This window comes from Acidocella sp. (assembly GCF_036489515.1).
Taxonomy (GTDB): Bacteria; Pseudomonadota; Alphaproteobacteria; order Acetobacterales; family Acetobacteraceae; genus Acidocella.
Genome location: NZ_DASXFO010000020.1, coordinates 1 through 24,956, shown reverse-complemented (window position 1 = coordinate 24,956; position 24,956 = coordinate 1). Strand labels below are relative to the sequence as shown.

Genomic DNA, 24,956 nt, shown 5'->3' with positions numbered 1-24,956 from the left:
GTATTTGTTCACCTTGGCGTAGGTGGCGAGCGAGTTGATCAGACCGATGTTCGGGCCTTCCGGCGTCTCGATCGGGCAGATGCGGCCGTAATGCGTCGGATGCACGTCGCGCACCTCGAAGCCGGCGCGCTCGCGGGTCAGGCCGCCCGGCCCCAGGGCCGAGAGCCGGCGCTTATGCGTCACTTCGGAGAGCGGGTTGGTCTGGTCCATGAACTGGCTGAGCTGCGAGGAGCCGAAGAACTCGCGCACCGCGGCGGCGGCCGGCTTCGCGTTGATCAGGTCATGCGGCATCACGCTGTCGATATCGACGGAGCCCATGCGCTCGCGAATAGCGCGCTCCATGCGGAGCAGACCGACGCGATACTGGTTTTCCATCAGCTCGCCGACCGAGCGCACGCGGCGATTGCCGAGATTGTCGATGTCGTCGATCGCGCCACGGCCGTCCTTCAGCTCGCACATGATCTTCATGGTGCGCAGGATGTCTTCCTTGCGCAGGGTGCGGACCGTGTCAGCGGCCTCCACGCCCAGACGCATGTTCATTTTCACCCGCCCGACGGCCGACAGATCATAACGGTCGCCGTCGAAGAACAGACCCCTGAACAGCGCCTCGGCGGTCTCCGAGGTCGGCGGCTCGCCAGGGCGCATGACGCGGTAGATGTCGATCAGCGCGTCCTCGCGGTTGCTGTTCTTGTCCACCGCCAAGGTGTTGCGGATCCACGGACCGTTCGCCTGGTCGACCGCCAGCGTCGGCAACCTGTCGATGCCCTTGGCCTCGAGCTGCGCCAGCTTCGGCTCGGTCAGCTCCTCGCCGGCCTCGGCGTAAATCTCGCCGGTCTCCGGGTCGTACATGTCGACGGCGACGAAGCGGCCCAGCAGATCGCCGCGAGCGACCAGCACGCGCTTGGTCTTCTCGGCGATCTTGCGCACCACGCGGGCGGTCAGCTTCTCGTCGTTCTTGGCCACCACCTCGCCGGTATCGGCGTCGACCAAGTCCTCGATCAGCTTCTGGTTACGGAAAGCCTCCGCCTCGAACGGACGGGCCCACTGCCCCTTGTTGGCCGAGAACACGACCTGACCGTAGAACATGCCGAGGATCTCCTCGGGCTCCATGCCCTTGATCTCGCCCAGCTCCAGCGTCTCGCCCTTGGCCTCGCGGGCGGCGCGCAGCGCCTGGGTGGCGGCGCTGGGGAGCGCGTAGAGCAGCGTCGTCGCCGGCAGCTTGCGCTTGCGGTCGATGCGCACATAAACGAGATCCTTGGCGTCGAACTCGAAGTCGAGCCAGGAGCCGCGATAGGGGATCACGCGCGCGGTGAACAAATATTTGCCCGAGGAATGGGTCTTGCCGCGGTCATGGTCGAAGAACACGCCCCGGCTGCGATGCATCTGCGACACGATCACGCGCTCGGTGCCGTTCACCACGAAGGTGCCGTTATCGGTCATCAGCGGCATATCGCCCATGTAAACGGGCTGCTCCTTGATGTCGCGGATCGACTTGGCGCCGGTGTCCTCGTCCAGATCCCAGACGATGAGGCGCAGAATCACCTTCAGCGGGGCGGCATAGGTCATGCCGCGCTGGATGCATTCCTCAACGTCGTATTTCGGCTCTTCCAGCTCGTAATGGACGAACTCAAGCCGACCGCGGCCGGCGAAATCGTCGATCGGGAAGACCGATTTGAAAACTTCCTGAAGCCCGGAATGGGTGCGCGCGTCCGGCTTCACATGCATCTGCAGGAACGAGTCATAGCTCGCGCGCTGCACGTCGATCAGATTTGGCATCGGGGCCACTTCGGGGATCCGCCCAAAGCTCTTGCGGATGCGCTTCCGTCCGGTGAAAGACCCTTTACCAAGACCGCCATTGATCGCGTTCATCGCATCACCCTCGCGTAAAATTTCAGCTCAGTCGTACCAAAAACAGCCGGCAGGCGACTACCCAAGCGGTAATCGCCTGCCCTTTAGGCGGTATAAACGCCGCGCCCAGCAAGGCCGCGGCGGGGAAGAAAATTACTTGATTTCGACAGTCGCGCCCTGCTCTTCCAGTGTCTTCTTGATCGCGGCAGCCTCGTCCTTGGTCGCGTTTTCCTTGACCGTCTTCGGCGCGCCCTCGACCAGATCCTTGGCTTCCTTGAGGCCAAGACCGGTGATCGTGCGGATTTCCTTAATCACGTTGATCTTCTTGTCGCCGCCGCTGGCGAGGATCACCGTGAACTCGGTCTGCTCGTCAGCCGGAGCGGCGGCAGCGCCACCCGCCGCCGGAGCGGCCGCGACGGCGACCGGCGCGGCAGCGGAAACGCCCCACTTCTCTTCCAACATCTTGGAGAGTTCAGCGGCTTCAAGGACGGTCAGCTTGGAAAGCTCTTCAACCAGATTAGCTAGATCAGCCATTGTAAATGTCTTTCATGTAAGTAGGCTTTGATTGGTTCGACTGCAAGCCCGCACCGCGCGGCCCTGCGTTCTGCGACAAGCTTGGCGAAGCGCGTCAGGCCGCGCTGCTCTTGTTGGCATCGGCATAAGCCGCAAAAACCCGCGCAAGTTGTCCGGCCGGCGCCTGGAGCACGCCCGCGATCCGCGTCGCCGGGGTGTTGAGCATCCCCAGCAGCTTGGCGCGCAGCGAGTCCAGCGACGGCAGTTCGGCCAGGGCTTTCACGCCGGATACGTCGAGTACCTGCGTGCCCAGCGAACCACCGAGCAGAACAAACTTGTCATTGGTTTTGGCGAACTCGACGGCTGCCTTGGCGACCGCGACCGGGTCTTGCGACCAGGAAATCGCCGTCGGGCCCTTCATCAGGGGCTTCAGACCGTCAAACCGGGTGCCATCAAGAGCAAGCAAAGCCAGACGATTCTTCGCAACCTTGAAGCTCGCTCCCGCCGCACGCATCTTCCGGCGCAGCTCCGTGACGTCGGCCACCGTCATCCCGTCATTGCGGGTGACGACAACCATCGACGTCTCGGCGAACACCGTAGACAGCTCAGCGACGAATTCACGCTTCTCGATGCGATCCACATCCGTCTCCAACTTGCGGCGACACACGGAAAATTCCCTGCGCCGCCAGGTTACCCAAGATGCCCGGGACCACCCCGGAACATCATTCGCCTGTCCATCGTCAGAACCACCAAACCCCTTGCATGAGCAAAGTCTTTGGCACCTCGTCTACCGTGTGCGGGGTACGCCCCTTCAATCCTTAAGCTCAAGGAACATCCGGTCTCGGACAGGTTTCAGCAGGTTTTTACGCCTGCCTGCCCGCCACGGTTTGACCCGTGGCGTATTTCGAAAAGCGGGCGCCCGGCCAGCGGGCGCCCGAAAAAATCAGGCGTTGACGCTCGACACGTCGACGCGGATGCCCGGGCCCATCGTCGAGCTGACGGCGACCTTCTGCAGATACGTGCCTTTGGCGCCGGTCGGCTTGGCCTTCTGCACCGCATCGACCAGCGCCTTCGCGTTCTCGACCAGCTTGGCCGCCTCGAAGCTCGCCTTGCCGATGCCGGCATGGATGATGCCCGCCTTCTCGGCGCGGAACTCGACCTGGCCGGACTTGGCAGCCGAAACCGCGCCCTTCACGTCCATGGTCACGGTGCCGAGCTTGGGATTCGGCATCAGGCCGCGCGGGCCCAAAATCTTACCCAGACGGCCGACCAGGGCCATCATGTCCGGGGTGGCGATGCAGCGGTCGAACGCGATCTCGCCAGCCTGCACCTTCTCGGCCAAATCCTCGGCGCCCACCACGTCGGCGCCGGCAGCCAGAGCCTCATCAGCCTTCGGGCCACGGGCAAACACGCCCACGCGCAGGGTCTTGCCGGTGCCGTTCGGCAGCGAGATCAGGCCACGGACCATCTGGTCGGCATGACGCGGGTCAATGCCGAGGTTCAGCGAAATCTCGATCGTCTCGTCGAACTTGGCCTTGGCATTGGCCTTGGCCAGCGCCACCGCCTCGGTCAGCGCGTAATTCTTGTTGCGGTCCACAGTGCCGCGGGCCGCGGTCAGACGCTTGTTATGTGCCATCGGATCAGCCCTCCACCACGGTGACGCCCATCGAGCGGGCGGAGCCAATGAGCATGCGCACGGCGGCATCCTCGTCGTTGGCGTTCATATGAATCATCTTCGTCTTCGCGATCTCGCGCAGCTGCGCCACCGTCACCTTGCCGACCGCCGCCCCCTTGCCCGGGGTGGTCGTGCCCTTGGTAATGCCCGCCGCCTTCTTCAGGAAGTAGGTGTTGGGCGGGGTCTTCATGATGAAGCTGAAGGTACGGTCGCCGAACGCGGTGATCACCACCGGCACCGGCATGCCGGGCTCCATGCCCTGCGTCGCGGCGTTGAATTCCTTCACGAACTGCATGATGTTCAGACCACGCTGGCCGAGTGCTGGACCCACCGGCGGCGAAGGATTCGCCTTGCCCGCAGGGATCTGCAGCTTGATATAGCCGACAATCTTCTTTGCCATTTCTGGCTCCTTTATCCTTTGGCAACCGCCAACGGACCGCGGTACAAGCGACCGGGCAACACCTTTGCCCGCCCTCCCGCGTTCCTGAGGGGCGGAGCCTTACCCCATCGTGCGCCTGCCTGTCTAGCACCCCCCTCGGTTTTTGCGCATATAAACAGCCATGCAAAACAATGCCGCCTTGCTGGTCGTCGACGTCCAAAACGACTTTTGTTCAGGCGGCGCCTTGGCCGTCCCCGACGGCGAGGCCGTCATCCCCTTGATCAACCGCATCGCGCGCAAGTTCACCACGGTGGTGCTGACCCAGGATTGGCACCCGGCCGACCACACCTCCTTCGCCGCCAACCATCCCGGCGCCGCACCGTTCCAGACCGTGCAGATGCCCTATGGCGCCCAAACCCTCTGGCCGACGCATTGCGTGATGGCGGGCCCAGGGGCCGCGCTGCATCCCGCCCTCGACATTCCGCACGCCGCGATGATCCTGCGCAAAGGCCTGCAGCGCCATGTCGACAGCTATTCAGCGTTCCTCGAGGCCGACCGGATCACCCGCACCGGGCTGAACGGCTTTTTCGCCTCGCGCGGCATCACGGAAATCTATTTCGCAGGCCTGGCCACGGATTTTTGCGTCGCCTGGTCGGCCGAGGACGCGCAGAAATTCGGGTTTCGCAGCACAGTGATCGAGGATGCCTGCCGCGCCATCGACCTGAACGATTCGCTCCGCCTCGCCTGGGAGCGCCTGACCGAAGCCGGCGTCAGACGCGTGATGTCCACCTCACTGGCGCGCTAGGGAAAGAAAGAAGCCGCTTTTTTAAAAAAGCGGCGCAAAAATTTTTTTATGCTGGGCCATGGGCGTTGTCGGCGGCGGCGCCCATGACCCAGAACAGCCCCAAACAAAACGGGCCCGCCGCAGCGAGCCCGCCTGCATTCTAGAACGGCAAAATCAGTCGACGCTGATCGAGCTGACTTCCGGACCCTTGGCGCCTTGCACGACGTTCATGCGCACGGCTTGACCTTCCTGCAGCGGCGGCAGACCGGCCTGCTCGAGCGCGGTGGCGTGCACAAACACGTCCTTGCCGCCGCTCTGCGGGCTGATGAAACCGAACCCCTTGGTGGCGTTGTACCACTTCACGGTGCCGGCCATTTCCACGGCCGGGCCGGACGCCTGCTGGCGCGGCGGACGCGGGCTGTTGGAACGCGGACGGTCGAAACCGCCGCCGAAACCACCGCGCGGCGACGGCGGCGGGGCTTCACCCTCGGTCACCGAAATCACCTGATCGACCTGGCGGCCTTTCTGGCCCTGGCCGACGCGCACCTGCAGGATGGCACCAGGCGTCACCGCCTGAAAGCCAGCATTCTGCAGCGAGTTCGCGTGCAGGAAAACATCGCCCGAACCGTCCGCCATCTCAACGAAACCAAACCCCTTTTCGGGATTGTACCATTTGACGGTGGCTTTCGCCTCCGGCGCGGAGGACGCGGACCCGAACCCAGAAAAGGACGGCATGGGCGGGGCGTTGCCATAAAAATTATCGTCGTCGAAACCGCGGCGACGGGGCTGCCGCTGGCGGTCGTTTTTGGGGGGTCGCACTATAAAAAAAGTCCTCTGCAATCGTTCAAGGCATCCGGCCATCGCCAGATAGGGGAAGCATAGGCCAGCGCTGCTCGTCCTTCAATCCCGAAATGCGGGCGAGGCCTGCGAATCGTGCCCACGCAATCTTCAATTTTTCAAAAACCGTACACGTTACTGGTCCGCCGGGACGCGCATCAGCAACGAGCGGTAGTCCGCATCTGACACCAGCAGCCCGGTTTGGCCGCCGGCGCAGGCTTTCCCGGGCGCTGCGGTCGGGCCGCCGGCCCAGGACAGCATCACCCCGTCCGCACGCACCGCCAACACCGTGAGACTGCCGCCGGTCTTTGCCATGCGGCTGATATTCAGCTGGCAGACGCTACCCGGCGCCGCGAACGGCCCACTGAGATTATGCGCGTGCACGACATTGACGTCGGCCATCCAGTTGGCGGCCCGCTCGATCGGCACGATGTCGCCAGGTACGGCCACCGGCGGCGGATGGGCGACCGCGGCGGACACCAGCCGCGCCGCCGTCACCATGGTCAGCCCCAGCAAAACGGTGTCGATCACCCGGCGTGAGCCGAGCAGGCGGCGCCATTTCGTCGTCTGGCGCGGCGCCGCCTTGGGCGCCTCGTTCGGGCGGGGCCGGCGGGGCCGTTTAAAGAAGGGCAACATCAAAACCTCAGAAGCGTCAGCGGCACGTCTAGCCTGTGGGGCATGAAGTAGCGATGTGGATTCCTTGCAAGGCCGATAAACGGAAAATAAGGAGCGATGTAGATTCCTTGCAGGGCCGATAAACGGAAAATAGGGATCTTCGGCGTTGCCGTGGGACGTTGAACCGGGCTAGGAGCCAACATGCCCTTCCCAATCAGCAATGCTGCGCTTGCCCGCGCGCTCGAAGCGCGCGGCTATGACGAACCCACTCCGGTGCAATTGGCGGTCCTGCAGCCGGAGGCCGCCGACCGCGACCTGCTGGTCTCCGCGCAGACCGGCTCCGGCAAAACCGTCGCCTATGGCCTGGCCCTGGCCTCCACCGTGATGGGCGAGTCCGAACGCCTGCCCGCGACCGTCCAGCCTCTGGTGCTGGTGATCGCCCCCACCCGCGAACTGGCGCTGCAGGTGCATGCCGAGCTCACCTGGCTGTACGAACCCGCCGGCGGGCGCATCGTCTCCTGCGTCGGCGGCATGAACATCCGCGTCGAGCAGCGCGAGCTGCAGCGCGGCTGCCATATGGTGGTCGGCACGCCGGGCAGGCTGCAGGACCATCTCCAGCGCGGCTATCTCAAGCTCAACGAATGCGAGGCCGTGGTCCTCGACGAGGCCGACGAGATGCTCGATCTCGGCTTCAAGGACGAGCTCGAATTCATCCTCAAGGCCGCCCCCGAGACCCGCCGCACGCTGCTGTTTTCCGCCACCATCGCCCGCGAGATCGCGGCCCTGGCGCGCAACTACCAGCAGAACGCGCTGCGCATCGACACGGTGGCCCGCAACCAGCCGCACGCCGACATCGAATACCGCGCCATCCGCCTGGTCGGCCACGAGCTGGAGAACGGCCTGGTCAATCTGCTCCGCATGCACGAAGCTCGCGCACTTGTGTTCTGCGCCACGCGCGACACCGTGCGGCACCTGCATGCCAGCCTGCTGGCGCGCGGTTTCAACGCCGTCGCCCTCTCCGGCGAGCTGTCGCAGAACGAGCGCAACGCGGCGCTGAGCGCCCTGCGCGACGGCCGCGCCCAGGTCTGCATCGCCACCGACGTCGCCGCCCGCGGCCTGGATCTGCCCGAGCTCGACCTCGTGATCCATGCCGAGCTGCCGACCAACAAGGCAACCATGCTGCATCGCTCCGGCCGCACCGGCCGCGCCGGGCGCAAGGGCTTGAGCCTGCTGCTGGTCCCGGCCTCGAAACGCCGCCGCGCGGAATTGCTGCTCGGCTCCGCCAGCATCACCGCGACCTGGGAAGACCCGCCGACCCCTGAGCAGATCCGCGCCCGCGACCAGGAGCGCCTGCTCGCCGACGAGCAGCTCTCGCTCCCGCCCGGCGGCGACGAATTGGCTTTGGCCCAGGAACTGCTCGCCCGGCAGAGCCCGGAGGCGATCGCCGCGGCGCTCATCCGCCTGTACCGCGCGCGCCTGCCGGAGCCCGCATCCGTCACCATCCTGCCCCCGGAAGCGCCGCGTCGCGCCGCGCCCCGCGAGCCGACCGCCCCCTATCGCGGCGAGGCCGGCACCGGCATCTGGTTCCGCGCCCCGATCGGCCGCCAGGACAATGCCGACCCGAAATGGCTGATCCCGCTGATCTGCCGCCAGGGCGGGGTGACCAAGCAGGATATCGGCGCGATCCGCATTTTCGACAGCGAGACGAAATTCGAAATCGCCCCGGAAACGGCCGAGCGCTTTGCCTCCGCAATCGCCGCGCAGACCGGCGCCGAAGTGGCGCTCGAGCCCTCCTCGCCGCCCGGCGCCGGTTTTACCCGCCCCCCGCGCCCGACCGGCCCCCAGGCCCCCCGCAAGCCATATGGCGGCGTCGACAAACCGCCCCGGCCCTTCGGCGGCAAGCCCACCGAGCAGCAGCGCCGGCGGGTGAACAAGGCCAAGCGGGCAGGGTAAGGAAGACTACTTTTTGTGAACAAAAAGTAGCAAAAAAACTTTATGAATCTGGGTCATGGGCGTTGTCGGGGACAACGCCTCAGGCCCAGCTTCTTAGTAGTGCCGCAGCAGCGCCACCAGCCGCCCCTGGATCGCCACGCGCTCGGGCGGAAAGATCCGCGTTTCGTAGCGGATATTCGCCGGCTCCAGGGCGATCGATTGGCCACGCCGGCGCAGCCGCTTCAGCGTCACCTCGGTGCGGTCGATCAGCGCCACCACGATCTGCCCGGTTTCGGCAGTCTCGCCCTTGCGGATGATCACGGTGTCGCCGTCGAAAATCCCGGCATCGATCATGGAATCGCCTTCGACCAGCAGGGCGAAATGCTCGCCCAGGCCGACCAGGCTCGCCGGCACCTCGATTTCCTCGTCATTGTCCTGCAGCGCCTCGATCGGCAGGCCGGCGGCGATGCGGCCATAGAGCGGCAAGGACACCGCCCCGGCCGCTACGGCCGCGCGCACGCCGGGCAGCTTGCCGGTGAAATCGCCCTGGATGATGGTCGGCGCGAATTTCGGGATTTCCCGTGTCGGCGGGTTAAGATCGTCGGAAAGCCGCACCACTTCGAGCGCCCGCGCCCGGTGCTTGTGGCGACGCAGAAACCCGCGCTCCTCGAGCGCCGTGATCAGCCGGTGAATGCCGGATTTGGAGCGCAGATCCAGCGCTTCCTTCATTTCCTCGAAGCTCGGGCTGCAGCCAGTCTGACGCAGGTGCTTGTCGATGAACACCAGCAATTCGTGTTGCTTGGTTGTTAACATGAATGTCTCCGGCGCGGGGATTCTGACAGGAACAAAGCGCAAACGCGTCGATGTTCTAGTTTGGTTCTCGCCGCCGCGTCAAGCAACGGAGAAGGCTACTTTTTGTGAACAAAAAGTAGCAAAAAAACTTTATGAATCTGGGCCATGGGCGTTTGCGCCGACAACGCCCCTAAAGCCGCAGAATCTCCACCTCAGCGCCCTCGGCCAGCGCCTCCTGATGCGGCGGCCGGCGGATCAGCGCGTCGGCCCGCGCCAGCGTGCTCAGCATGCCCGAATCCTGCACCGAGAAAGGTGTGGCGAGCCAGCCATGTTCGCCACGTTCGAGCGTGGCGCGGACATAATCCTCGCGATGTTCGTTCGCCTTCATCGCCACGGTCAGCCGCGCCCGCTCTGTCTCCGGGGCGCCTCCGGGTTGGCCGCTCATGCGCGCGATGGCCGGGCCCAGGAACAAGACCGCGCAGACATAGGCCGAAACCGGGTTGCCTGGCAGGCCCAGCAGCGGCAGGCTTTCCAGCCGGCCGAACATCAGCGGCTTGCCCGGGCGCATGGCGATTTTCCAGAAATCCAGCGCCAGGCCGCGCGCCTGAAGCCCCGGCTGCACCAGATCGTACACGCCCACACTCGCCCCTCCGGTGGTCACCAGCAGGTCCGCTCCACGTGCCGCATCGGCCCCGGCGGAGATGGCGGCGAGGTCGTCGCCCGCGATCGGCAGCACCATCGGCTCGCCGCCGGCAGCTGTGACGAACGCCGCCAGCATGTGCGCGTTGGAGCTGACGATGCCGCCCGGCCCGATCGCCTCGCCGGGCAGCGAAATCTCGTCGCCGGTGGCGAGAATGGCGATGCGCGGCCGGCGGTAGACCTGCAGCCAGGGATGATTGCCCGCCGCCGCCAGGCCGACATCGCGCGCCGTCAGGCGCCGTCCGGCCGCAATCAGCTCGGCGCCGGCGGTAAAATCCTGGCCGGCGCGGCGAATATGCTTGGCCGCGACGCAGCTCTCATTCACCGTGACCGTGCCATCGGCTTCGGTGGCATCCTCCTGCAGCAGAACCGTGTCCGCGCCGGGCGGCACGAAACTGCCGGTAAACAGCCGCACCGCCTGACCCGGCCCGATGCTGCCGGCGAACGGATGCCCGGCCGGGGCCTCGCCGATCACGCTGAGACGAGCGCCCTGCACCGCGTCGGCGGCCCGCACCGCATAGCCGTCCATGGCCGACACATCGGCCGGCGGCTGCGCCAGCCGCGCCGTAACCGGCACGGCCAGCACGCGGCCACAGGCGTTGGCCAGCGGCACGGTCTCCCTGCCGGTGACTTGCAGCCCGGCGAGTACCTGCCCCCTGGCTTCGTCGACGCTGATCATTCCTGCGTAAAATCCCCGGATTTGCCGCCGGATTTGCGCACCACGCGCACCGCTTCGATGCGCATGCCACGGTCCACCGCCTTGGCCATGTCGTAAATCGTCAGCGCCGCCACGCTCACCGCCGTCAGCGCCTCCATTTCCACCCCGGTGCGGCCCGTGGTGCGCACCGTGGCGGAAATTTCCACACTCTCGTCGGTCACGGATAAATCCACCACGACGACGGAAAGCGGCAGCGGATGGCAGAGCGGGATGAGATCGGCAGTGCGCTTCGCCGCCATGATGCCGGCGAGCCGGGCCGCGGCCAGAACGTCGCCCTTGGCGGCCTGCCCTGTGCTGATCAGCGCAGCAGTCTCTTTGCGCATCACCACGCGGCCCTTGGCGGTGGCCTCGCGCACCGTCTCCGCTTTCGCGGACACATCGACCATGCGCGCTGCACCGGTCTCGTCGATATGGGTCAGTTCGCTCATGGGGAGCCCAGGAGGTTTTGCACCGCCACGGTGACATCCGGCTGACGCATCAGCGACTCGCCGACCAGAAACGCCTGCACACAGACCTTTTGCAGGCGGAGAATATCGTCATGCGTCCTGACGCCCGATTCCGAGATCAGAAACCGGTCCGGCGGACAGAGGCGCGAGAGACGCTCGGTCGTCTCCAACGATGTCACCAGCGTTTTCAGGTTGCGGTTGTTGACGCCGAGCAGCTTGGTCTGCAGGCCGAGCGCGCGGTTCAGCTCGTCCTCGTCATGCACTTCCACCAGCACGTCCATATCCAGGCCGCGCGCCAGAATTTCCAGCTCGCGCGCCTCGTCGTCGCTGAGCGCCGCCATGATCAGCAGGATGCAATCCGCCCCCATCGCCCGGCTCTCGAACACCTGCCACGGGTCCAGAATAAAATCCTTGCGCAGCACCGGCAGCGACACGGCGCCGCGCGCCGCCTGCAGATGCTCAGCCGTCCCTTGAAAATATGTCCGGTCGGTCAGCACCGACAAGCAGGATGCACCGCCCGCCTGATATGAAAGTGCCAGCGCCGGCGGATCGAAATGCTCGCGGATCAGCCCGCCGGAGGGCGAGGCCTTCTTGATCTCGGTGATCAGCCCGGGCCGGCCGCGCGCGGCGTCGTCCATCAGCGCCCGGGCGAAGCCGCGTGGCCGGTCCGCCTGCAAGGCGCGCGCGCGGATCGCATCCAGGCTGGTCGCTTCCCTGCGCCGTGCCGTCTCCGCCCGCGTATCCGCGCAAATTTTCGCCAGAATGTCGTCGGTCACCGCAGCACTCATATCCGCCTTTTACTCCTGTGAGGCGGCGCGCAACCGGTCGAGGACCTGCTTCGCATCGCCCCGATCGATCGCGCCGGCCGCCAGGGCAACCCCGTCGGCCAGACTTGTCGTGGCCCCGGCCACAATCAACGCCGCCGCGGCATTAAACAACACCGTGTCGCGGTAACCATTGCGTGCGCCCTCGAGCAGCGCCAGCAGCGCCGCCGCGTTTTCCGCCGCATCGCCGCCGGCAAGCTCAGCCAGCGGCACCGGCGCCAGCCCGGCATCGGCGGGCATGAGCGTGAATTCGGTGAAATGGCCCGGGCGGAGCACCGCCACCTGGCTCGGCCCGGCCAGGGTCAGCTCGTCCAGCCCCTGGCTGTGCACCACCCAGGCGGTTTCCGTGCCCAGTTCACGCAGCGTCTGCGCCACCGGCCGCGCCCAGGCCGGGTCGTACACGCCGATCAGCTGGTGCTTGACGCTGGCGGGATTGGCCATCGGCCCGGTCAGATTGAAGATCGTGCGGGTGCCGAGCTCCACCCGCGCCTGTGCCGCGTGGCGCAAGGCCGGATGATGGCGCGGCGCGAACAAAAACACGCACCCGACCTCACGGAGAATTTCCGGCAGACGCGGCAGGTCCGGCTCGATGTTCACGCCGAGTGCCGCCAGCACGTCCGCCCCGCCGGCCCGCGAGGAGAGCGCGCGGTTGCCGTGCTTGGCAACCGGCACGCCGCAGGCCGCGAGCACGAAGGTGACGGCGGTGGAGACGTTGAGGCTGGCCGCCCCGTCGCCGCCGGTGCCGCAGACATCCATGGCGTTGACCGGCGCCGCCACCTTGGTCATGCGCCGGCGCATCGCCGTCACCGCCCCGGTCAGCTCCGCCACCGTCTCGCCACGGGCGCGCATGGCCATCAGCATGCCGCCGATCTGTGCCGGAGTCGCCGCACCATCCATGACGATGCCGAACGCCGTTTCCGCGTCGGCTATGTCGAGACTTTCCCCGCGCGCCAGCCGCGCCAGAAACGGTTTCAGTCCGCCGGTCATGCCGCCTGGGATGGCGCGTTGCGGCCGCGGGCGATATCGAGAAAATTCTTCAGGATCTCATGGCCGTGGCTGGTGGCGATGCTCTCCGGATGGAACTGCACGCCGAACACCGGATAAACCGCATGACGCAGCCCCATGATGATGCCGTCCTCGGTGAAGGCGGTGGGCACCAGCGTGTCGGGGAGCGTCGCCCGGGGCACGATCAGCGAATGATAGCGCGTCGCCGTGAACGGGTCCGGCAGGCCGGCGAAAATATCGGTGTTGTGGTGATGCACCAGGCTGGTCTTGCCGTGCATCGGCTCACGGGCGCGGATCACCTGGCCGCCGAACGCCTGGCCGATCGCCTGATGGCCGAGGCAGACGCCGAGCAGCGGCACTTTGCCGGCGGCGGCGGTGACGAGGTCGAGGCAGATCCCCGCCTCGTTGGGCGTGCAAGGGCCGGGGGAGAGCACGATCGCCTCCGGCCGCAGCGCCAGCGCCTCCTCAGGGCTCAGCGTGTCATTGCGCCGCACCACGCATTCCGCGCCGAGATCGCCGAAAAAATGCACCAGGTTGAAGGTGAAACTGTCGTAGTTGTCGATCAGTAAAATCATCGTGTCGGCTCCGGCGAGACATAGCGGACGGCATCCTCGGCGGCGCGGAACAGCGCCCGCGCCTTCTGCACGCTCTCGGCGAATTCGGCCTGCGGGTCGGAATCGGCGACCACGCCGACACCGGCCTGCACATACATCGTGCCGTCCTTCACCAGAGCGGTGCGCAGGCCGATGCAGGTATCCATCGTGCCGTTGGCGGCGAAATAGCCGATGCAGCCGGCATAGAGGCCGCGCCGCGAGGGCTCCAGCTCCTCGATGATCTCCATCGCCCGCACTTTCGGCGCGCCGGACAGCGTGCCGGCAGGGAAGCCCGCGATCAGCGCGTCCAGCGCGTCGCAGTCACCGCGCAATTGGCCTTCCACGGTCGAGGAGATGTGCATGACATGCGAGAAGCGCTCGATCGCGAAGCTCTCCGCGACCCGCACCGAACCGATCTCGGCGACGCGGCCGACATCGTTGCGGCCGAGGTCGAGCAGCATCAGATGCTCGGCGCGCTCCTTCGGGTCGGCCAGCAGGTCCGCCTCCAGCGCCGCGTCCTCCGCCTTGTCGGCGCCGCGCCGGCGGGTGCCGGCGAGCGGGCGGATCGTCACCTTGCCGTCGCGCAGCCGCACCAGGATTTCCGGACTGGAGCCGACCGCGACGAAGCCGTCGAAATCCAGATAGAACAGGAACGGCGCCGGGTTGATGTGGCGCAGGCTGCGATACAGCGCGAACGGCGGCAGCGGGAACGGCGCCTCGAAACGCTGGCTCGGCACCACCTGGAACACATCCCCGGCGCGAATATAGTTTTTCGCCGTCTCCACCATGCCAAGGAACTCTTGTTCCTCCATGTTGGAGGTTTGTTCGAGCGGACCTTCCATCGTGCCGGTGAGCTTGGGCACCGGCCGCTCAAGAGCTGCGGCCACCTCGTTCAGCCGCGCTTGTGCGTCGGCATAGGCCTGAGCGGCGGAAACGCCCGCGCGCGGATAGACGGGGGCGGCCAGGGTCATCTCGTCGGTCACGCCGTCGAAAATGATGAACAGGCCGGGCCGGACGAGAATCGCGTCAGGAATGCCGAGCACGTCCGGATTGGTCGCCGGCAGCTTCTCCATCAGCCGCACCATGTCGTAGCCGAGATAGCCCGACAGCCCGCCGGTCATCGGCGGCAAGGTGTCCGGCACGTCCAGCTGTGTCTCTTCGATGAGCGCGCGCAGGCTTTCCAGCGGCGCCGCCCCGGCCGGCGCAAAAGCCCCCGGATCGGTCAGCGCGTTGCGGTTGATGAAGGCCTCGCCATGCTCGCAGCGCCAGATCAGGTCCGGCGCCATGCCGATGACGGAATAGCGCCCGCGCACAACCCCGCCCTCGACGCTCTCCAGCAGAAAGGAGAAAGGCTGGCCGTGCGCCGCCTTCAGGAAGGCGGCGACAGGGGTGAGCAGATCGGCGATGTCGTGCCGCCAGACCAGCGCCCCGCGCCCGGAATCATAAGCGGCACGGAAGGCGTCGAAACGGTCAGGCACAACGGCATTCATGAAGTCATTCACTCACTGATAAATCTGCGAAAAGAGTTTCTGGTTGATCGTCACCTTGTCGCGCAGCTGCAACCCGGCCAGGAAACTCCCGCCGACATCGTTTTGCAACGACTTCGTCATCGATTGCAGTGCCGAGTTGTAATCGGCCTGGTCCTGCGCCGGGGTCGGATGCACGATCTTCGCCAGCGTCGCGACGGTGAAGCCGGTCGGGGTCTGCAGCATCGTGGCCTGGCCGAGCTTGAGGGAGAACAGCACGGTCTGCATCTGCGTGGTCATGCCGGTGGCCGGCGCGTTGCGGGTGAAAGCCGGTGACATGCTCACCGAATCCCCCGCCGCCTGCGCCGCCGCATCCAGGCTCTGCCCGCTGTTTGTGGCATGGAACAGCGCCGCCGCCTTGATCTCCGCTTCGCGCGTCAGCTGATCGCTGGTCCAGTCGGCCAGCGCCTGGGCGCGCACCTGGTCATAAGGCTCCTGTGCCGGCGGCGTGACGGAGTCGACGGTGAGGGCGAAATAGCTGCCCTCGGGGCCGTTGATCAGCTGCGCCGGCTGGTGCGGGCTGGCGGTGAAGGCCGCCTGCAGCACCGCCTGCTGCAACGCCGCGTCGCCCGGCAATGGCGCCTTAGCCCCGGTCGGGGTGTTCCCATCGGCGTCCAGCGTGCCCTCCACCGCCGTCAGGCCGAGATTGGCCGGCAGCTGATCGAGCGGCGTCTGGCCCGCCAGCGCGTCCTGCAGCCCGTTCACGTTCGCCGCCACCTGGGACTGCGCCAACTGCAATTGCAGCTGCTGCGCGATCTGCGTCTTCAGCGCCTGCTCATCCGGCCCGCTGGAGGAGATGTTCGTGACCTTGAAGAGGAACATGCCCGCCGGCCCGGCGATCGGACCGGACACCTGACCTTGCGGCGCTGCGAACACCGCCTGGGCGAGCTCCGGCGTGGGAATCTGGTTTTGCTGCGTGCCGTCCATCTCCACCGGGTTGGCGCCGAAGCGCTTGGCCATCGCCTGCATCTGCGCCCAGCTCGCGCCCTTTTGCCAGGCCGCCTGGAGCCGCGACGAGGCGGCGAGATTGCCGACCACGATCACCTGCACGCTGCGCAGCTTCACGCTCGGGCTGGCCGCCGCGACGCGCGCATAGTCGGCATCGATCTGCGCCTGCGGCACGGTTTCGTGCGCGGCGAGCAAAGCCGGGGAGAGCACGACCAGCTTGATCGTCCGGTATTCCGGCGCCGTGAATTGTGCCGGATGGTTGCGCCAGTAGCGCTGCAGCACCGTCTCGGCGGGCGCCGCCGGCGCCGCTTGCGCGGCAAACGGGATCTGCACCATCTCCGCGAAGCGCTGCTCGGCGATGAAGCTGAAAATCCGGTTCACCAATTCCTGCGGCGGGACGGCGCCGGAGACCAGCGGGATCACCAGCTGCTGCCCGGCGATCTCCGCGGTGAGATCACTCACGAATCGATTCGGCGTGGTGTTGTTCTGCGCCAGAACCTGGTCGAACTTGCTCTGGTCGAACTTGCCATTGGTCAGGAAAGAGGGGACCGCGTCCACTTGCTCGCGCACCACCGCGTCGGGCACCACCACGCCGAGCCGCTTCTCCTCGAGCCCCAGCACCCGCTCACGCAACACACTGGTCAGCGCGGCCTCAGCCATCTGCTCGCGCGCCGCCTCGTCCGGCTGCCCCTGCCCCGATTGCTGCGCCTGGGCGAGGGCCGCCTGATAGGCCTGCTGCACGAGGGAGATGTCCACCGGATGCCCCGCGACCTCAGCCACCGCCGTGTTGCTGCCGATCATCGTCACCACGTTGGAGATGCCCCAGAACACGAACACCAGCACGAGCAGCGCGAAAAACCCCCGCGCGATCCAGTTTTCCAGCAGTTTGCGAACCGAGACCAGCATGCGCTCTCTTTACCCCAAATCGTCGCCTCTATAGCTAGACCACCTGGATCGGGCAATTGCGGGAGAGAAGGGACCGGAACATGCGCGTATCGCCGACCGATTATGCCGATGCGACCCGCGTCGCGACCTGGATGGTCGCGGGACTCTACCTCGTCGCCGGCATCGTCATCGGCGTCTCGGCGCGCGGCTTCGCCCTGCGCGGCGGTGCGCATCTGCTGGCGCTGCTGCTCGCCTTGATCCTCTGCAACGCCATCATCTGGGGGTTTCAGCGCCTCTCTCTGCCGCGCATCGAACGGCAGCTGCAGCAGGCGATCACGGCGCGCAGCGGCCCCGGCTTCGCACGCCAGATTATCCGCCGCGAAATGGCGAAAATCCTCCAGCCGGTGGGCGGCATCGCCTTCACCATCGGCTTCCTCACCGAAATCATCATCGTGCTACTTTGGCGTTAGGCGTAAGTAAGCGGGCGCTTTTTGAAAAAAGCGCCGCAAAAATTTTTACTATGCTGGGTCATGGGCGTTGTCGGCGACAACGCCCATGACCCAGATTCATAAAGTTTTTTTGCTACTTTTTGTTCACAAAAAGTAGGCCTTCCTACCCTTTTTACTATTCTAGGAGCACACACATGCGGCAGCTGATCGCGGGGAACTGGAAGATGCACGGCAGGCTGGCGGACGTCGCCGCCTATGCGGCGGCGCTGGGCCAGACGCCTGGGCACGTCGACCTGCTGGTCTGCCCGCCTTTTCCGCTCCTCGACCGTTTTTCCGCAGCACTCGGCGGCAGCGTCGCGCTCGGCGGGCAGGATTGCCACGCCCAGGCCCAGGGCGCGCATACCGGCGACGTTTCCGCTTCCATGCTGAAAGACGCCGGCGCCTCTTATGTCATCCTCGGTCATTCCGAGCGGCGTGAGAATCATGGCGAAACCAATGCCGAGATTTGCGGCAAAACCCTGGCGGCGATGGCGGCGGGGCTGACGCCGATCGTGTGCGTCGGCGAGACCGGGACCGAGCGCGAGGCCGGCGCGGCGGAGGAGGTGGTGCGCACCCAGCTGCGCCACAGCCTGCCGTCGGATTTTGCCGGCGTGGTCGCCTATGAGCCGGTCTGGGCCATCGGCACCGGCAAAACCCCGACCGAGGCCGACGTGACGGCGATGCACGGCGCCATCCGCGCTGCTTTGGTCGCCCAACTGGGTGCGGCCGGCTTAACTGTGAAAATTCTCTATGGCGGCTCGGTGAAGCCGGGCAACGCCGCCAGCCTGCTGGCTTTGCCCGAAGTGGGCGGCGCGTTGGTCGGCGGCGCCAGCCTGAAGGCCGAAGATTTCTTGGCCATTGCTGCCGGCGCGCCGGGCGTCTAGAAGCCAGCGGACAGTTATACAGGGTCTCGGATGATTGAAGTTCTTCTCGTGCTGCATGTGTTCGTCACCGTCGCGCTGATCGGCGTGGTGTTGATTCAGCGCAGCGAGGGTGGTGGCCTCGGCCTCGGCGGCGGCCAGGGCATGGGCAACTTCATGACCGGGCGCGGCACGGCGAATCTTCTCACCCGCGCCACGGCGGTCCTGGGCACCTTGTTCTTCGCGCTCTCGCTCGGCCTGGCGCTGCTCTATCACAACAGCACCAACACGGGTGCAGCGTCGATTCTCAACGGGCCGACGCAGCCCGCTCCCATCGCTCCGCCCGGCCCGGCCCCGTTGCCGCAGACCCCGGCGGACGCGTTTCCGGCGCCCACCGGCACTCCTGCACCCGGCGCGCCGGCTTCGTTGGCGCCGTCCGCGCCGACCGGCGGCCCGGCCGCCCCCGCGCCGAGCAGCCCTGCCCCGCCGGTTCCGGGACACAGCGGACAATAATTCCGCCTTCGCTCTCGTTTTTTCTACGACTCATGCTGTATGATCGGATTCCATGACGCGGTTTGTATTCATCACCGGCGGCGTGGTTTCGTCCCTCGGTAAAGGCATTGCATCGGCGGCGCTGGGCGCCCTCTTGCAGGCCCGTGGTTATTCGGTCCGGCTGCGCAAGCTGGACCCCTATCTCAATGTCGATCCCGGCACGATGAGCCCTTACCAGCATGGTGAGGTGTTCGTCACCGATGACGGCGCGGAGACCGATCTTGATCTCGGTCACTACGAGCGCTTCACCGGAGTCGCCGCCAACAAGCTCGACAACGCGACCACCGGACGGATCTATTCCGAGGTGATCGCCAAGGAACGCCGCGGCGACTATCTCGGCGCCACCGTGCAGGTGATCCCGCACATCACCGACGCCATCAAGGACGTGGTGCTGCGCGACTCCGCGGAGTTCGACTTCGTGCTGGTGGAAATCGGCGGCACGGTCGGCGATATCGAAAGCCTGCCGTTCCTGGAGGCGATCCGCCAGCTCGGCAACGAGCTGACTGCGGCGCGCGCGATGTTCGTGCACCTCACGCTGGTACCCTACATCCCCTCCGCCGGCGAGCTGAAGACCAAGCCGACGCAGCATTCGGTGAAGGAGCTGCAGAATGTCGGCATCCAGCCGCATATGCTGATCTGCCGCTGCGACCGGCCGATCCCCGACAATGAACGGCGCAAGATCGCCAGCTTCTGCAATGTGCGCACCGAGGCCGTGGTCCCGGCGTTGGACGTCAACACCATCTACGCCGTGCCCATCTCCTATCACGAGGCGGGCATGGACCGCGAAGTGCTGCGGCATTTCAACCTGCCCTTCGAGAGCGCGCCGGACCTGTCCGGCTGGCGCCGCATCGTCGACACCGTGCTGGCGCCGGAAGGCGAGGTGCGGATCGCCGTGGTCGGCAAATACACCAACCTGCTGGACAGCTATAAATCTCTGGCCGAGGCGCTGGCGCATGGCGGCATCGCCAACAAGGTGAAGGTGCGGCTGGACTGGGTGGACTCGGAAGTGTTCGAGCAGCCCGACACCGTGCAGCAGCTCGACGGCGTGCACGGCATCCTGGTGCCGGGCGGCTTCGGCGAGCGCGGCACCCAGGGCAAGATCGAGGCGGTGCGCTTCGCCCGCGAGCGCAAGGTGCCGTTCTTCGGCATCTGCTTCGGCATGCAGATGGCGGTGATCGAGGCGGCGCGGAACCTGGCCGGCATGCCAACGGCCTCCTCCACCGAATTCGGCCCCTGCGAAATTCCCGTGGTCGGGCTGCTGACCGAATGGGCGCGCGGCAACGACATCGAGCGCCGCCGCGCCGGCGGCGATCTCGGCGGCACGATGCGCGTCGGCGCCTTCCCCGCCGCTCTGGTCGAAGGCTCCCTGGTCCGCGCGGTCTATGACGGTGCGGCGCAGATTTCCGAGCGCCATCGCCACCGCTACGAGGTGAACATCCATTACCGCGAGCAGCTGGAGGCCACCGGCCTGCGCTTCTCCGGCCTGTCGCCGGACGGCGTGCTGCCGGAGATCGTCGAATATCCGGACCATCCCTGGTTCATCGGCGTGCAGTACCATCCGGAGCTGAAATCCAAGCCGTTCGCACCGCATCCGCTGTTCGAGGGCTTCATCGCCGCGGCGGTGCGCCAGTCGAGGCTGGTATGAAGCGCGTCACCGTTGGCGGCCTCACGATCGCCAACGACCTGCCCTTCACCCTGATCGCCGGCCCCTGCCAGATCGAGTCGCGCGCGCACGCCATGGAAGTGGCGAGCGCGCTGGCCGACATGGGCCAGGCGCTCGGCATCGGCGTGATCTATAAATCCAGCTACGACAAGGCCAACCGCACCTCCGCGAACGCGGCGCGCGGCATCGGCATGGCGCAGGGGCTGGAGATTTTGGCGGAGGTGCGGCAGCGCTTCGGCCTGCCCGTGCTGACCGACGTGCACGACGCCGCACAATGCGCCCCCGTCGCTGAGGCCGTGGACGTGTTGCAGATCCCCGCCTTCCTCTGCCGCCAGACGGATCTGCTCCTCGCCGCCGGCGCGACCGGCCGCGCCATCAACGTGAAAAAAGGCCAGTTCCTGGCGCCGTGGGACATGAAGAATGTCGCCGCGAAGATCGCCAGCACGGGCAACGAAAACATCCTGCTCTGCGAGCGCGGCGCCAGCTTCGGCTACAACACGCTGGTGAGCGACATGCGCTCCCTGCCGATCATGGCCGAGACCTCCTACCCGGTGGTGTTCGACGCCACGCATTCGGTGCAGCAGCCGGGCGGCCAGGGAACCTCCAGCGGCGGCGACCGGCGCTTCGCCCCGATCCTGGCCCGCGCCGCTTTGGCGGTGGGCTGCGCCTCAGTGTTCATCGAATGTCATCCAGACCCGGACGCAGCACCCTCCGACGGGCCGAACATGATCCCGCTGCGCGAAATGCCGGCGCTGATTGAGCGGCTGATGGCTTTCGATGAGCTAGCCAAGGCGTAGGCAAGAAAAAGACTACTTTTTGTGAACAAAAAGTAGCAAAAAACTTTGTTATGCTGGGTCATGGGCGTTGTCGGCGACAACGCCCACTTCCTTGCTACCAGCCGAACCCGGACAAAATCGCCCTGGGCTTGAGCCCAGCCATTTCGGCCTCGTGCGGCGCCTCCTCGGCGTGCAGCGCGTGGATGCCCGAGAGCACCCAGCACGAATCGATCCCAGCCGCTTTCGCGCCGGCGATGTCCGTGCGCAGCGAATCGCCGACCGCCAAGGTCCGGTGCCGCTCCGTGCCCAGCAGCGCCAGGGTCGGGGCATAAATCGCTGGATCGGGCTTGCCGCGCTGAATCACTTTGCCGCCCGCGGACTCATACATCTGCGCCAGCAGCCCGGCGCAGATGATGCGCTGCCCGTCGCGGATCACTTCCAGGTCCGGATTGGCGCACACCATCGGTTTGTTGGTCCGCAGCCCTTCATCAAGGAACGGCTGGTACACCGACGGGTCCTGCGGCCCCAGAATGTCGTCGGGCCCGGTGTTGAGAATGAAATCGGCCGCCGCCGGCGTGGTCGCCTCGCGGAGCGGAAGAGTGTCAAAAATCCCCCGGTCGCGCGACGGCCCGAGATGAAACACGGTCTCGCCGAGCGCGCCGAACTCATCGGTGCGGTCGCGCAAGGCGACATGCACCGCCTCGCCGCTCGACATGATACCGGCGTAAAATTCTTCCGAAATGCCCATCTCGTGCAGCGCCTCGCCGATTTTCGCGGCGCGGCGCGGCGCGTTGGAGAGGAACACCACGCGCTTGGCCGAGCGCGTCAGTCTGGCCAGGCAATCCAACACGCCGGGATAGGGCCTTACGCCGTCATGCACGACGCCCCAGAGATCGACGATGAACCCGTCATAGTTTGCGCTTAATGCGCCAAATCCACTCATAAACCCGCCCCCACCGCGTCCTGGACACTCTTGAAACCCCGGGCGCGCAGCAACTGCGCGAGACCGTCTTTGAGTTTCGGAATCATCGGCGGCCCCTGATAGGCGAAGCCGGTATAGACCTGCACCAGGCTGGCCCCGGCGAGAATTTTCGCCAGTGCGTCCTCGGCTAAAAAAATCCCGCCCACGCCGATCAGCGTTAATTTGCTCCCCGCGAGCTTGTAGGCCTGGGCCAGCATCGCGGTGGACGGCGCAAATAACGGCGCGCCGGAGAGGCCGCCGGTCTCGGTTTTGGCCGCGCCCCGCAATGTCTCCGGCCGGGCGATGGTGGTGTTGGAGACGATCAGCCCGCTCACCCCACGCGCCAGACACACGCCGATCACCGCCTCCAGCCCTTCCTGCGCGAGGTCGGGGGCGATTTTCACGAAAACCGGCTTATCGGTGACGATGGCGCCCAGAATCGCCGAAAGCCGCTCTTCGCCTTGCAGATCGCGCAGCCCCGGCGTGTTGGGCGACGAAATATTCACGGTAACGTAATCTGCGAACGGCGAGACGGCGGAAACCAGCGCCGGGTAATCCCGCTCCGGGTCCGCGCCCTCCTTGTTGATGCCGACATTCGCCCCCAGCGCCACCTGGGTGCGATCCACCTTGCGCAGGTTGGCCAGATAGGCGTCGATCCCGCCATTGTTGAAGCCCATGCGGTTGATCACCGCTTTGTCCTCGGGCAGCCGGAACAAGCGCGGACGCGGGTTTCCGGATTGCGGGCGGGGCGTGACGGTGCCGGCCTCGACGAAGCCGAAGCCCAGCCGCCCCAGCGCGTTCACCGCCACGGCGTTCTTGTCGAACCCGGCGGCCAGGCCGACCGGGTTGCGCAAGGTGCGGCCCAAAGCCTGCACCGCCAAAATCGGGTCATCCGGCGTGCGGTCAACACCCGCGAAGCCCCAGCGCAAACCGCGCAGCGCAAAATCGTGCGCCGTCTCAGGGTCGAGCCGCCGCATCAGCGGCATCAGGAGCGAAGACATTATTTGACGTAAACGAGGATGGCGGCATCCAGACCAGCGGTTCTCGCGGTCAAGCTGACATTTTTAGCCGGCACGCCATCGGCGACGATCGCCTGGGCGACGGCGGTGGCCGTGGCGGCGAGGCCGGACAGAGCGGCGGCGCTCTCATCCGGGGTTGGAGCCACCGGGGTCTGCGCCTCGACCTCGAACTGTGCGGTGGGCTTGATCGCCAGCGCCTGCTTCACCGCGTCCTGCAGAGGTGCTCCGAAATCCTGCGCGCCGGGCAGAATGGTCACCAGCGGAAGACGGCCGGCAAAGGCCTGCGTCGCCGCGATGGAGGCCGTATCCGCCCCGGCGGGCTTGGGGGCGAAAGTCTGGGCGCCCGGCAAAGAGCAGGCGGTCAGACTGAGAACAAGGAGGCAGGGGATCCAGCGCATGCTTGGGATGTAGCCATGTGCGCCCGGCACGGCAACCGCGCCAGAAAGAAGAAAGCGGCCGCTTTTTGAAAAAAGCGGCGCAAAAACTTTTGGCTATACTGGGCTATGGGTGTTGTCGACGACAACGCCGATAGCCCAGCAGGTTGATTTCACACGCTGCCCGCTGGATCGTGAGAGGCCCGTCTTGCATCACCGGGCCGTGAGCTTAACTGACACACGCACCCATCTGGAGAGACCCATGAAAACGATTCTCGTCACCGGCGCCACTGCCGGCTTCGGCGCCGCCTTCGCCCGCCGCTTCGTCAAGGATGGCCACCGCGTCATCGCCACCGGCCGCCGCGCGGAGCGCCTGGCCGAGCTCAAGAAGGAGCTGGGCGACAAAGTGCACATCGCCACGCTGGACGTGACCGATGCCAAAGCCGTCGCCGGCTTCCTCGACACGCTGCCGGCCGACTGGCGCGAGATCGACGTGCTGGTGAACAATGCCGGCCTCGCCCTCGGCCTCTCGCCCGCTTGGGACGCGGACCTGAAGGACTGGGACACGATGATCGCCACCAACATCACCGGCCTGGTGCACATGACCCGCGCCATCCTGCCCGGCATGGTCGAGCGCAACCGCGGCACCGTCATCAATCTCGGCTCGGTCGCCGGCAACTACCCGTATCCGGGCGGACACGTGTACGGCGGCACCAAGGCCTTCGTGCAGCAATTCTCGCTCAACCTGCGCGCCGACCTAGCGGGCAAGAACATCCGCGTGACCGACATCCAGCCCGGCCTGGTCGGCGGCTCGGAATTCAGCGCCGTGCGCTTCGCCGGCGACAAGGAAAAAGCGGCCGCCGTCTATGCCGGCGCCAACCCGCTGCTGCCCGACGACATCGCCGAGGCCGCATCCTGGATCGTGGCACTGCCTGAGCACATGAACATCAACCGCATCGAGATGATGCCGACCTGCCAGGCCAGCGCCGGCCTCGTGGTGAAGCGCAACAGTTAGAGGGAAGCGGCCGCTTTTAAAAAAAGCGGCGCAAAAATTTTTGCGCCTCTGGGTCATGGGCGTTGTCGCCGACAATGCCCATGACCCAGATTACTAACCCGGCCGCCAAATAGGTATCACGCTCTTCGTCATGCGGCATATCGGACATCAGCCGCCTGAAAGAAGGAACGCACCTTTTCCGGCCGGCGTTGCAGTCCGCGCATGTGAGAATGCAGCCCAGCCTTCATTG

General features: G+C 66.0%; 26 protein-coding genes and 1 pseudogene. 8 read left to right on the top strand and 19 right to left on the bottom strand.

Translation table 11 applies throughout. From position 1 onward, the window contains the following. From VGG47_RS02845 to rplK, 5 genes and pseudogenes are all read right to left on the bottom strand, one after another. A pseudogene (locus tag VGG47_RS02845) lies at window positions 1-1,869 on the bottom strand (DNA-directed RNA polymerase subunit beta); the annotation flags it as partial. Between the two features lie 132 nt (window positions 1,870-2,001). Further along, entirely contained in the window at window positions 2,002-2,382 is a 381-nt protein-coding gene (gene rplL / locus VGG47_RS02840; protein ID WP_331535353.1) for a 50S ribosomal protein L7/L12, read from the bottom strand. A 94-nt stretch (window positions 2,383-2,476) separates the two neighbouring features. Continuing rightward, complete coding sequence (gene rplJ, locus VGG47_RS02835) at window positions 2,477-3,001, bottom strand: 50S ribosomal protein L10 (protein WP_331535352.1); 525 nt, start codon at window positions 2,999-3,001, stop codon at window positions 2,477-2,479. A gap of 303 nt (window positions 3,002-3,304) precedes the next feature. Next, window positions 3,305-3,997, bottom strand: coding sequence for a 50S ribosomal protein L1 (gene rplA, locus VGG47_RS02830; RefSeq protein WP_331535351.1), 693 nt, complete (start codon window positions 3,995-3,997; stop codon window positions 3,305-3,307). 4 nt (window positions 3,998-4,001) lie between these two features. Next, window positions 4,002-4,436, bottom strand: coding sequence for a 50S ribosomal protein L11 (gene rplK, locus VGG47_RS02825; protein WP_331535350.1), 435 nt, complete (start codon window positions 4,434-4,436; stop codon window positions 4,002-4,004). Window positions 4,437-4,596: 160 nt separating this feature from the next. Here rplK and pncA point away from each other — a divergent pair, with 160 nt between their 5' ends. Further along, window positions 4,597-5,220, top strand: a complete 624-nt coding sequence (gene pncA / locus VGG47_RS02820; RefSeq protein WP_331535349.1) for a bifunctional nicotinamidase/pyrazinamidase — start codon at window positions 4,597-4,599, stop codon at window positions 5,218-5,220. Window positions 5,221-5,373: 153 nt separating this feature from the next. On the opposite strand, the gene VGG47_RS02815 is transcribed toward pncA, so the two are convergent. Both VGG47_RS02815 and VGG47_RS02810 read right to left on the bottom strand, forming a co-directional pair. Beyond that, entirely contained in the window at window positions 5,374-5,934 is a 561-nt protein-coding gene (locus VGG47_RS02815) for a cold-shock protein (protein ID WP_331535348.1), read from the bottom strand. Between the two features lie 237 nt (window positions 5,935-6,171). Continuing rightward, a complete protein-coding gene (locus VGG47_RS02810) occupies window positions 6,172-6,672 on the bottom strand; it encodes a hypothetical protein (RefSeq protein ID WP_331535347.1) in 501 nt (166 codons plus the stop codon). 180 nt (window positions 6,673-6,852) lie between these two features. Between VGG47_RS02810 and VGG47_RS02805 the strand changes: the two genes are divergently transcribed. Then, a complete protein-coding gene (locus VGG47_RS02805; RefSeq protein ID WP_331535346.1) occupies window positions 6,853-8,604 on the top strand; it encodes a DEAD/DEAH box helicase in 1,752 nt (583 codons plus the stop codon). Window positions 8,605-8,697: 93 nt separating this feature from the next. Here VGG47_RS02805 and lexA read toward each other — a convergent pair whose 3' ends face one another. From lexA to VGG47_RS02765, 8 genes are all read right to left on the bottom strand, one after another. Beyond that, on the bottom strand, window positions 8,698-9,396 hold the full coding sequence (lexA, locus tag VGG47_RS02800) for a transcriptional repressor LexA (protein ID WP_331535345.1): 699 nt from the start codon (window positions 9,394-9,396) through the stop codon (window positions 8,698-8,700). A gap of 169 nt (window positions 9,397-9,565) precedes the next feature. Next, entirely contained in the window at window positions 9,566-10,753 is a 1,188-nt protein-coding gene (glp, locus tag VGG47_RS02795) for a gephyrin-like molybdotransferase Glp (RefSeq protein WP_331535344.1), read from the bottom strand. Continuing rightward, entirely contained in the window at window positions 10,750-11,220 is a 471-nt protein-coding gene (moaC, locus tag VGG47_RS02790; protein ID WP_331535343.1) for a cyclic pyranopterin monophosphate synthase MoaC, read from the bottom strand. The genes glp and moaC overlap by 4 nt, the downstream gene beginning before the upstream one ends. Beyond that, window positions 11,217-12,026, bottom strand: coding sequence for an indole-3-glycerol phosphate synthase TrpC (trpC, locus tag VGG47_RS02785; RefSeq protein ID WP_331535342.1), 810 nt, complete (start codon window positions 12,024-12,026; stop codon window positions 11,217-11,219). The genes moaC and trpC overlap by 4 nt, the downstream gene beginning before the upstream one ends. Window positions 12,027-12,035: 9 nt before the next feature. Then, entirely contained in the window at window positions 12,036-13,049 is a 1,014-nt protein-coding gene (trpD, locus tag VGG47_RS02780; RefSeq protein WP_331535341.1) for an anthranilate phosphoribosyltransferase, read from the bottom strand. Next, window positions 13,046-13,642 (bottom strand): anthranilate synthase component II, encoded by a 597-nt coding sequence (locus VGG47_RS02775; protein WP_331535340.1) that lies wholly within the window; start codon window positions 13,640-13,642, stop codon window positions 13,046-13,048. Before VGG47_RS02775 ends, trpD begins: the two co-directional genes overlap by 4 nt. Then, a complete protein-coding gene (trpE, locus tag VGG47_RS02770; RefSeq protein ID WP_331535339.1) occupies window positions 13,639-15,150 on the bottom strand; it encodes an anthranilate synthase component I in 1,512 nt (503 codons plus the stop codon). The genes VGG47_RS02775 and trpE overlap by 4 nt, the downstream gene beginning before the upstream one ends. Before the next feature lie 12 nt (window positions 15,151-15,162). Continuing rightward, the gene (locus VGG47_RS02765; protein ID WP_331535338.1) at window positions 15,163-17,040 is read right to left on the bottom strand and encodes a peptidylprolyl isomerase; all 1,878 of its coding nucleotides are present in this window, start codon (window positions 17,038-17,040) and stop codon (window positions 15,163-15,165) included. An 80-nt stretch (window positions 17,041-17,120) separates the two neighbouring features. Here VGG47_RS02765 and VGG47_RS02760 point away from each other — a divergent pair, with 80 nt between their 5' ends. The 5 genes from VGG47_RS02760 (at window position 17,121) to kdsA (ending at window position 21,379) form a co-directional block, all read left to right on the top strand. Next, a complete protein-coding gene (locus VGG47_RS02760) occupies window positions 17,121-17,489 on the top strand; it encodes a hypothetical protein (protein ID WP_331535337.1) in 369 nt (122 codons plus the stop codon). Between the two features lie 173 nt (window positions 17,490-17,662). Then, entirely contained in the window at window positions 17,663-18,391 is a 729-nt protein-coding gene (tpiA, locus tag VGG47_RS02755) for a triose-phosphate isomerase (RefSeq protein WP_331535336.1), read from the top strand. Between the two features lie 30 nt (window positions 18,392-18,421). Further along, entirely contained in the window at window positions 18,422-18,880 is a 459-nt protein-coding gene (secG, locus tag VGG47_RS02750; protein ID WP_408841388.1) for a preprotein translocase subunit SecG, read from the top strand. A gap of 52 nt (window positions 18,881-18,932) precedes the next feature. Beyond that, window positions 18,933-20,564, top strand: a complete 1,632-nt coding sequence (locus VGG47_RS02745) for a CTP synthase (protein ID WP_331535335.1) — start codon at window positions 18,933-18,935, stop codon at window positions 20,562-20,564. After that, complete coding sequence (gene kdsA / locus VGG47_RS02740; protein ID WP_331535334.1) at window positions 20,561-21,379, top strand: 3-deoxy-8-phosphooctulonate synthase; 819 nt, start codon at window positions 20,561-20,563, stop codon at window positions 21,377-21,379. Before VGG47_RS02745 ends, kdsA begins: the two co-directional genes overlap by 4 nt. A gap of 94 nt (window positions 21,380-21,473) precedes the next feature. Here the strand turns inward: kdsA and VGG47_RS02735 are convergent, their stop codons facing one another. Genes VGG47_RS02735 through VGG47_RS02725 form a run of 3 tightly spaced genes read right to left on the bottom strand, consistent with a single transcriptional unit; the run spans window position 21,474 to window position 23,736 of the window. Beyond that, entirely contained in the window at window positions 21,474-22,301 is an 828-nt protein-coding gene (locus tag VGG47_RS02735; protein ID WP_331535333.1) for a TIGR01459 family HAD-type hydrolase, read from the bottom strand. Next, the gene (locus VGG47_RS02730; RefSeq protein WP_331535332.1) at window positions 22,298-23,320 is read right to left on the bottom strand and encodes a quinone-dependent dihydroorotate dehydrogenase; all 1,023 of its coding nucleotides are present in this window, start codon (window positions 23,318-23,320) and stop codon (window positions 22,298-22,300) included. Before VGG47_RS02730 ends, VGG47_RS02735 begins: the two co-directional genes overlap by 4 nt. Further along, window positions 23,320-23,736 carry a hypothetical protein gene (locus VGG47_RS02725; protein ID WP_331535331.1) on the bottom strand — a complete coding sequence of 139 codons (417 nt, stop codon included), beginning with the start codon at window positions 23,734-23,736 and terminating at the stop codon, window positions 23,320-23,322. The genes VGG47_RS02730 and VGG47_RS02725 overlap by 1 nt, the downstream gene beginning before the upstream one ends. 238 nt (window positions 23,737-23,974) lie before the next feature. Between VGG47_RS02725 and VGG47_RS02720 the strand changes: the two genes are divergently transcribed. After that, on the top strand, window positions 23,975-24,727 hold the full coding sequence (locus VGG47_RS02720) for an SDR family NAD(P)-dependent oxidoreductase (RefSeq protein WP_331535330.1): 753 nt from the start codon (window positions 23,975-23,977) through the stop codon (window positions 24,725-24,727). A 16-nt stretch (window positions 24,728-24,743) separates the two neighbouring features. Here VGG47_RS02720 and VGG47_RS02715 read toward each other — a convergent pair whose 3' ends face one another. After that, window positions 24,744-24,875, bottom strand: coding sequence for a hypothetical protein (locus tag VGG47_RS02715; RefSeq protein ID WP_331535329.1), 132 nt, complete (start codon window positions 24,873-24,875; stop codon window positions 24,744-24,746). Window positions 24,876-24,956: the final 81 nt, after the last annotated feature.

Bases quoted from the DNA above. Each gene is read 5' to 3' on its own strand.
- trpC (WP_331535342.1), bottom strand. From the start codon at position 12,026: ATGAGTGCTGCGGTGACCGACGACATTCTGGCGAAAATTTGCGCGGAT.
- VGG47_RS02805 (WP_331535346.1), top strand. From the start codon at position 6,853: ATGCCCTTCCCAATCAGCAATGCTGCGCTTGCCCGCGCGCTCGAAGCG.
- kdsA (WP_331535334.1), top strand. From the start codon at position 20,561: ATGAAGCGCGTCACCGTTGGCGGCCTCACGATCGCCAACGACCTGCCC.
- VGG47_RS02810 (WP_331535347.1), bottom strand. From the start codon at position 6,672: ATGTTGCCCTTCTTTAAACGGCCCCGCCGGCCCCGCCCGAACGAGGCG.
- VGG47_RS02765 (WP_331535338.1), bottom strand. From the start codon at position 17,040: ATGCTGGTCTCGGTTCGCAAACTGCTGGAAAACTGGATCGCGCGGGGG.
- moaC (WP_331535343.1), bottom strand. From the start codon at position 11,220: ATGAGCGAACTGACCCATATCGACGAGACCGGTGCAGCGCGCATGGTC.
- VGG47_RS02725 (WP_331535331.1), bottom strand. From the start codon at position 23,736: ATGCGCTGGATCCCCTGCCTCCTTGTTCTCAGTCTGACCGCCTGCTCT.
- VGG47_RS02730 (WP_331535332.1), bottom strand. From the start codon at position 23,320: ATGTCTTCGCTCCTGATGCCGCTGATGCGGCGGCTCGACCCTGAGACG.
- VGG47_RS02745 (WP_331535335.1), top strand. From the start codon at position 18,933: ATGACGCGGTTTGTATTCATCACCGGCGGCGTGGTTTCGTCCCTCGGT.
- lexA (WP_331535345.1), bottom strand. From the start codon at position 9,396: ATGTTAACAACCAAGCAACACGAATTGCTGGTGTTCATCGACAAGCAC.
- trpE (WP_331535339.1), bottom strand. From the start codon at position 15,150: ATGAATGCCGTTGTGCCTGACCGTTTCGACGCCTTCCGTGCCGCTTAT.
- pncA (WP_331535349.1), top strand. From the start codon at position 4,597: ATGCAAAACAATGCCGCCTTGCTGGTCGTCGACGTCCAAAACGACTTT.
- VGG47_RS02720 (WP_331535330.1), top strand. From the start codon at position 23,975: ATGAAAACGATTCTCGTCACCGGCGCCACTGCCGGCTTCGGCGCCGCC.
- rplK (WP_331535350.1), bottom strand. From the start codon at position 4,436: ATGGCAAAGAAGATTGTCGGCTATATCAAGCTGCAGATCCCTGCGGGC.
- trpD (WP_331535341.1), bottom strand. From the start codon at position 13,049: ATGACCGGCGGACTGAAACCGTTTCTGGCGCGGCTGGCGCGCGGGGAA.
- VGG47_RS02760 (WP_331535337.1), top strand. From the start codon at position 17,121: ATGCGCGTATCGCCGACCGATTATGCCGATGCGACCCGCGTCGCGACC.
- rplA (WP_331535351.1), bottom strand. From the start codon at position 3,997: ATGGCACATAACAAGCGTCTGACCGCGGCCCGCGGCACTGTGGACCGC.
- rplL (WP_331535353.1), bottom strand. From the start codon at position 2,382: ATGGCTGATCTAGCTAATCTGGTTGAAGAGCTTTCCAAGCTGACCGTC.
- VGG47_RS02735 (WP_331535333.1), bottom strand. From the start codon at position 22,301: ATGAGTGGATTTGGCGCATTAAGCGCAAACTATGACGGGTTCATCGTC.
- VGG47_RS02815 (WP_331535348.1), bottom strand. From the start codon at position 5,934: ATGCCGTCCTTTTCTGGGTTCGGGTCCGCGTCCTCCGCGCCGGAGGCG.
- secG (WP_408841388.1), top strand. From the start codon at position 18,422: ATGATTGAAGTTCTTCTCGTGCTGCATGTGTTCGTCACCGTCGCGCTG.
- VGG47_RS02715 (WP_331535329.1), bottom strand. From the start codon at position 24,875: ATGTCCGATATGCCGCATGACGAAGAGCGTGATACCTATTTGGCGGCC.
- VGG47_RS02775 (WP_331535340.1), bottom strand. From the start codon at position 13,642: ATGATTTTACTGATCGACAACTACGACAGTTTCACCTTCAACCTGGTG.
- tpiA (WP_331535336.1), top strand. From the start codon at position 17,663: ATGCGGCAGCTGATCGCGGGGAACTGGAAGATGCACGGCAGGCTGGCG.
- glp (WP_331535344.1), bottom strand. From the start codon at position 10,753: ATGATCAGCGTCGACGAAGCCAGGGGGCAGGTACTCGCCGGGCTGCAA.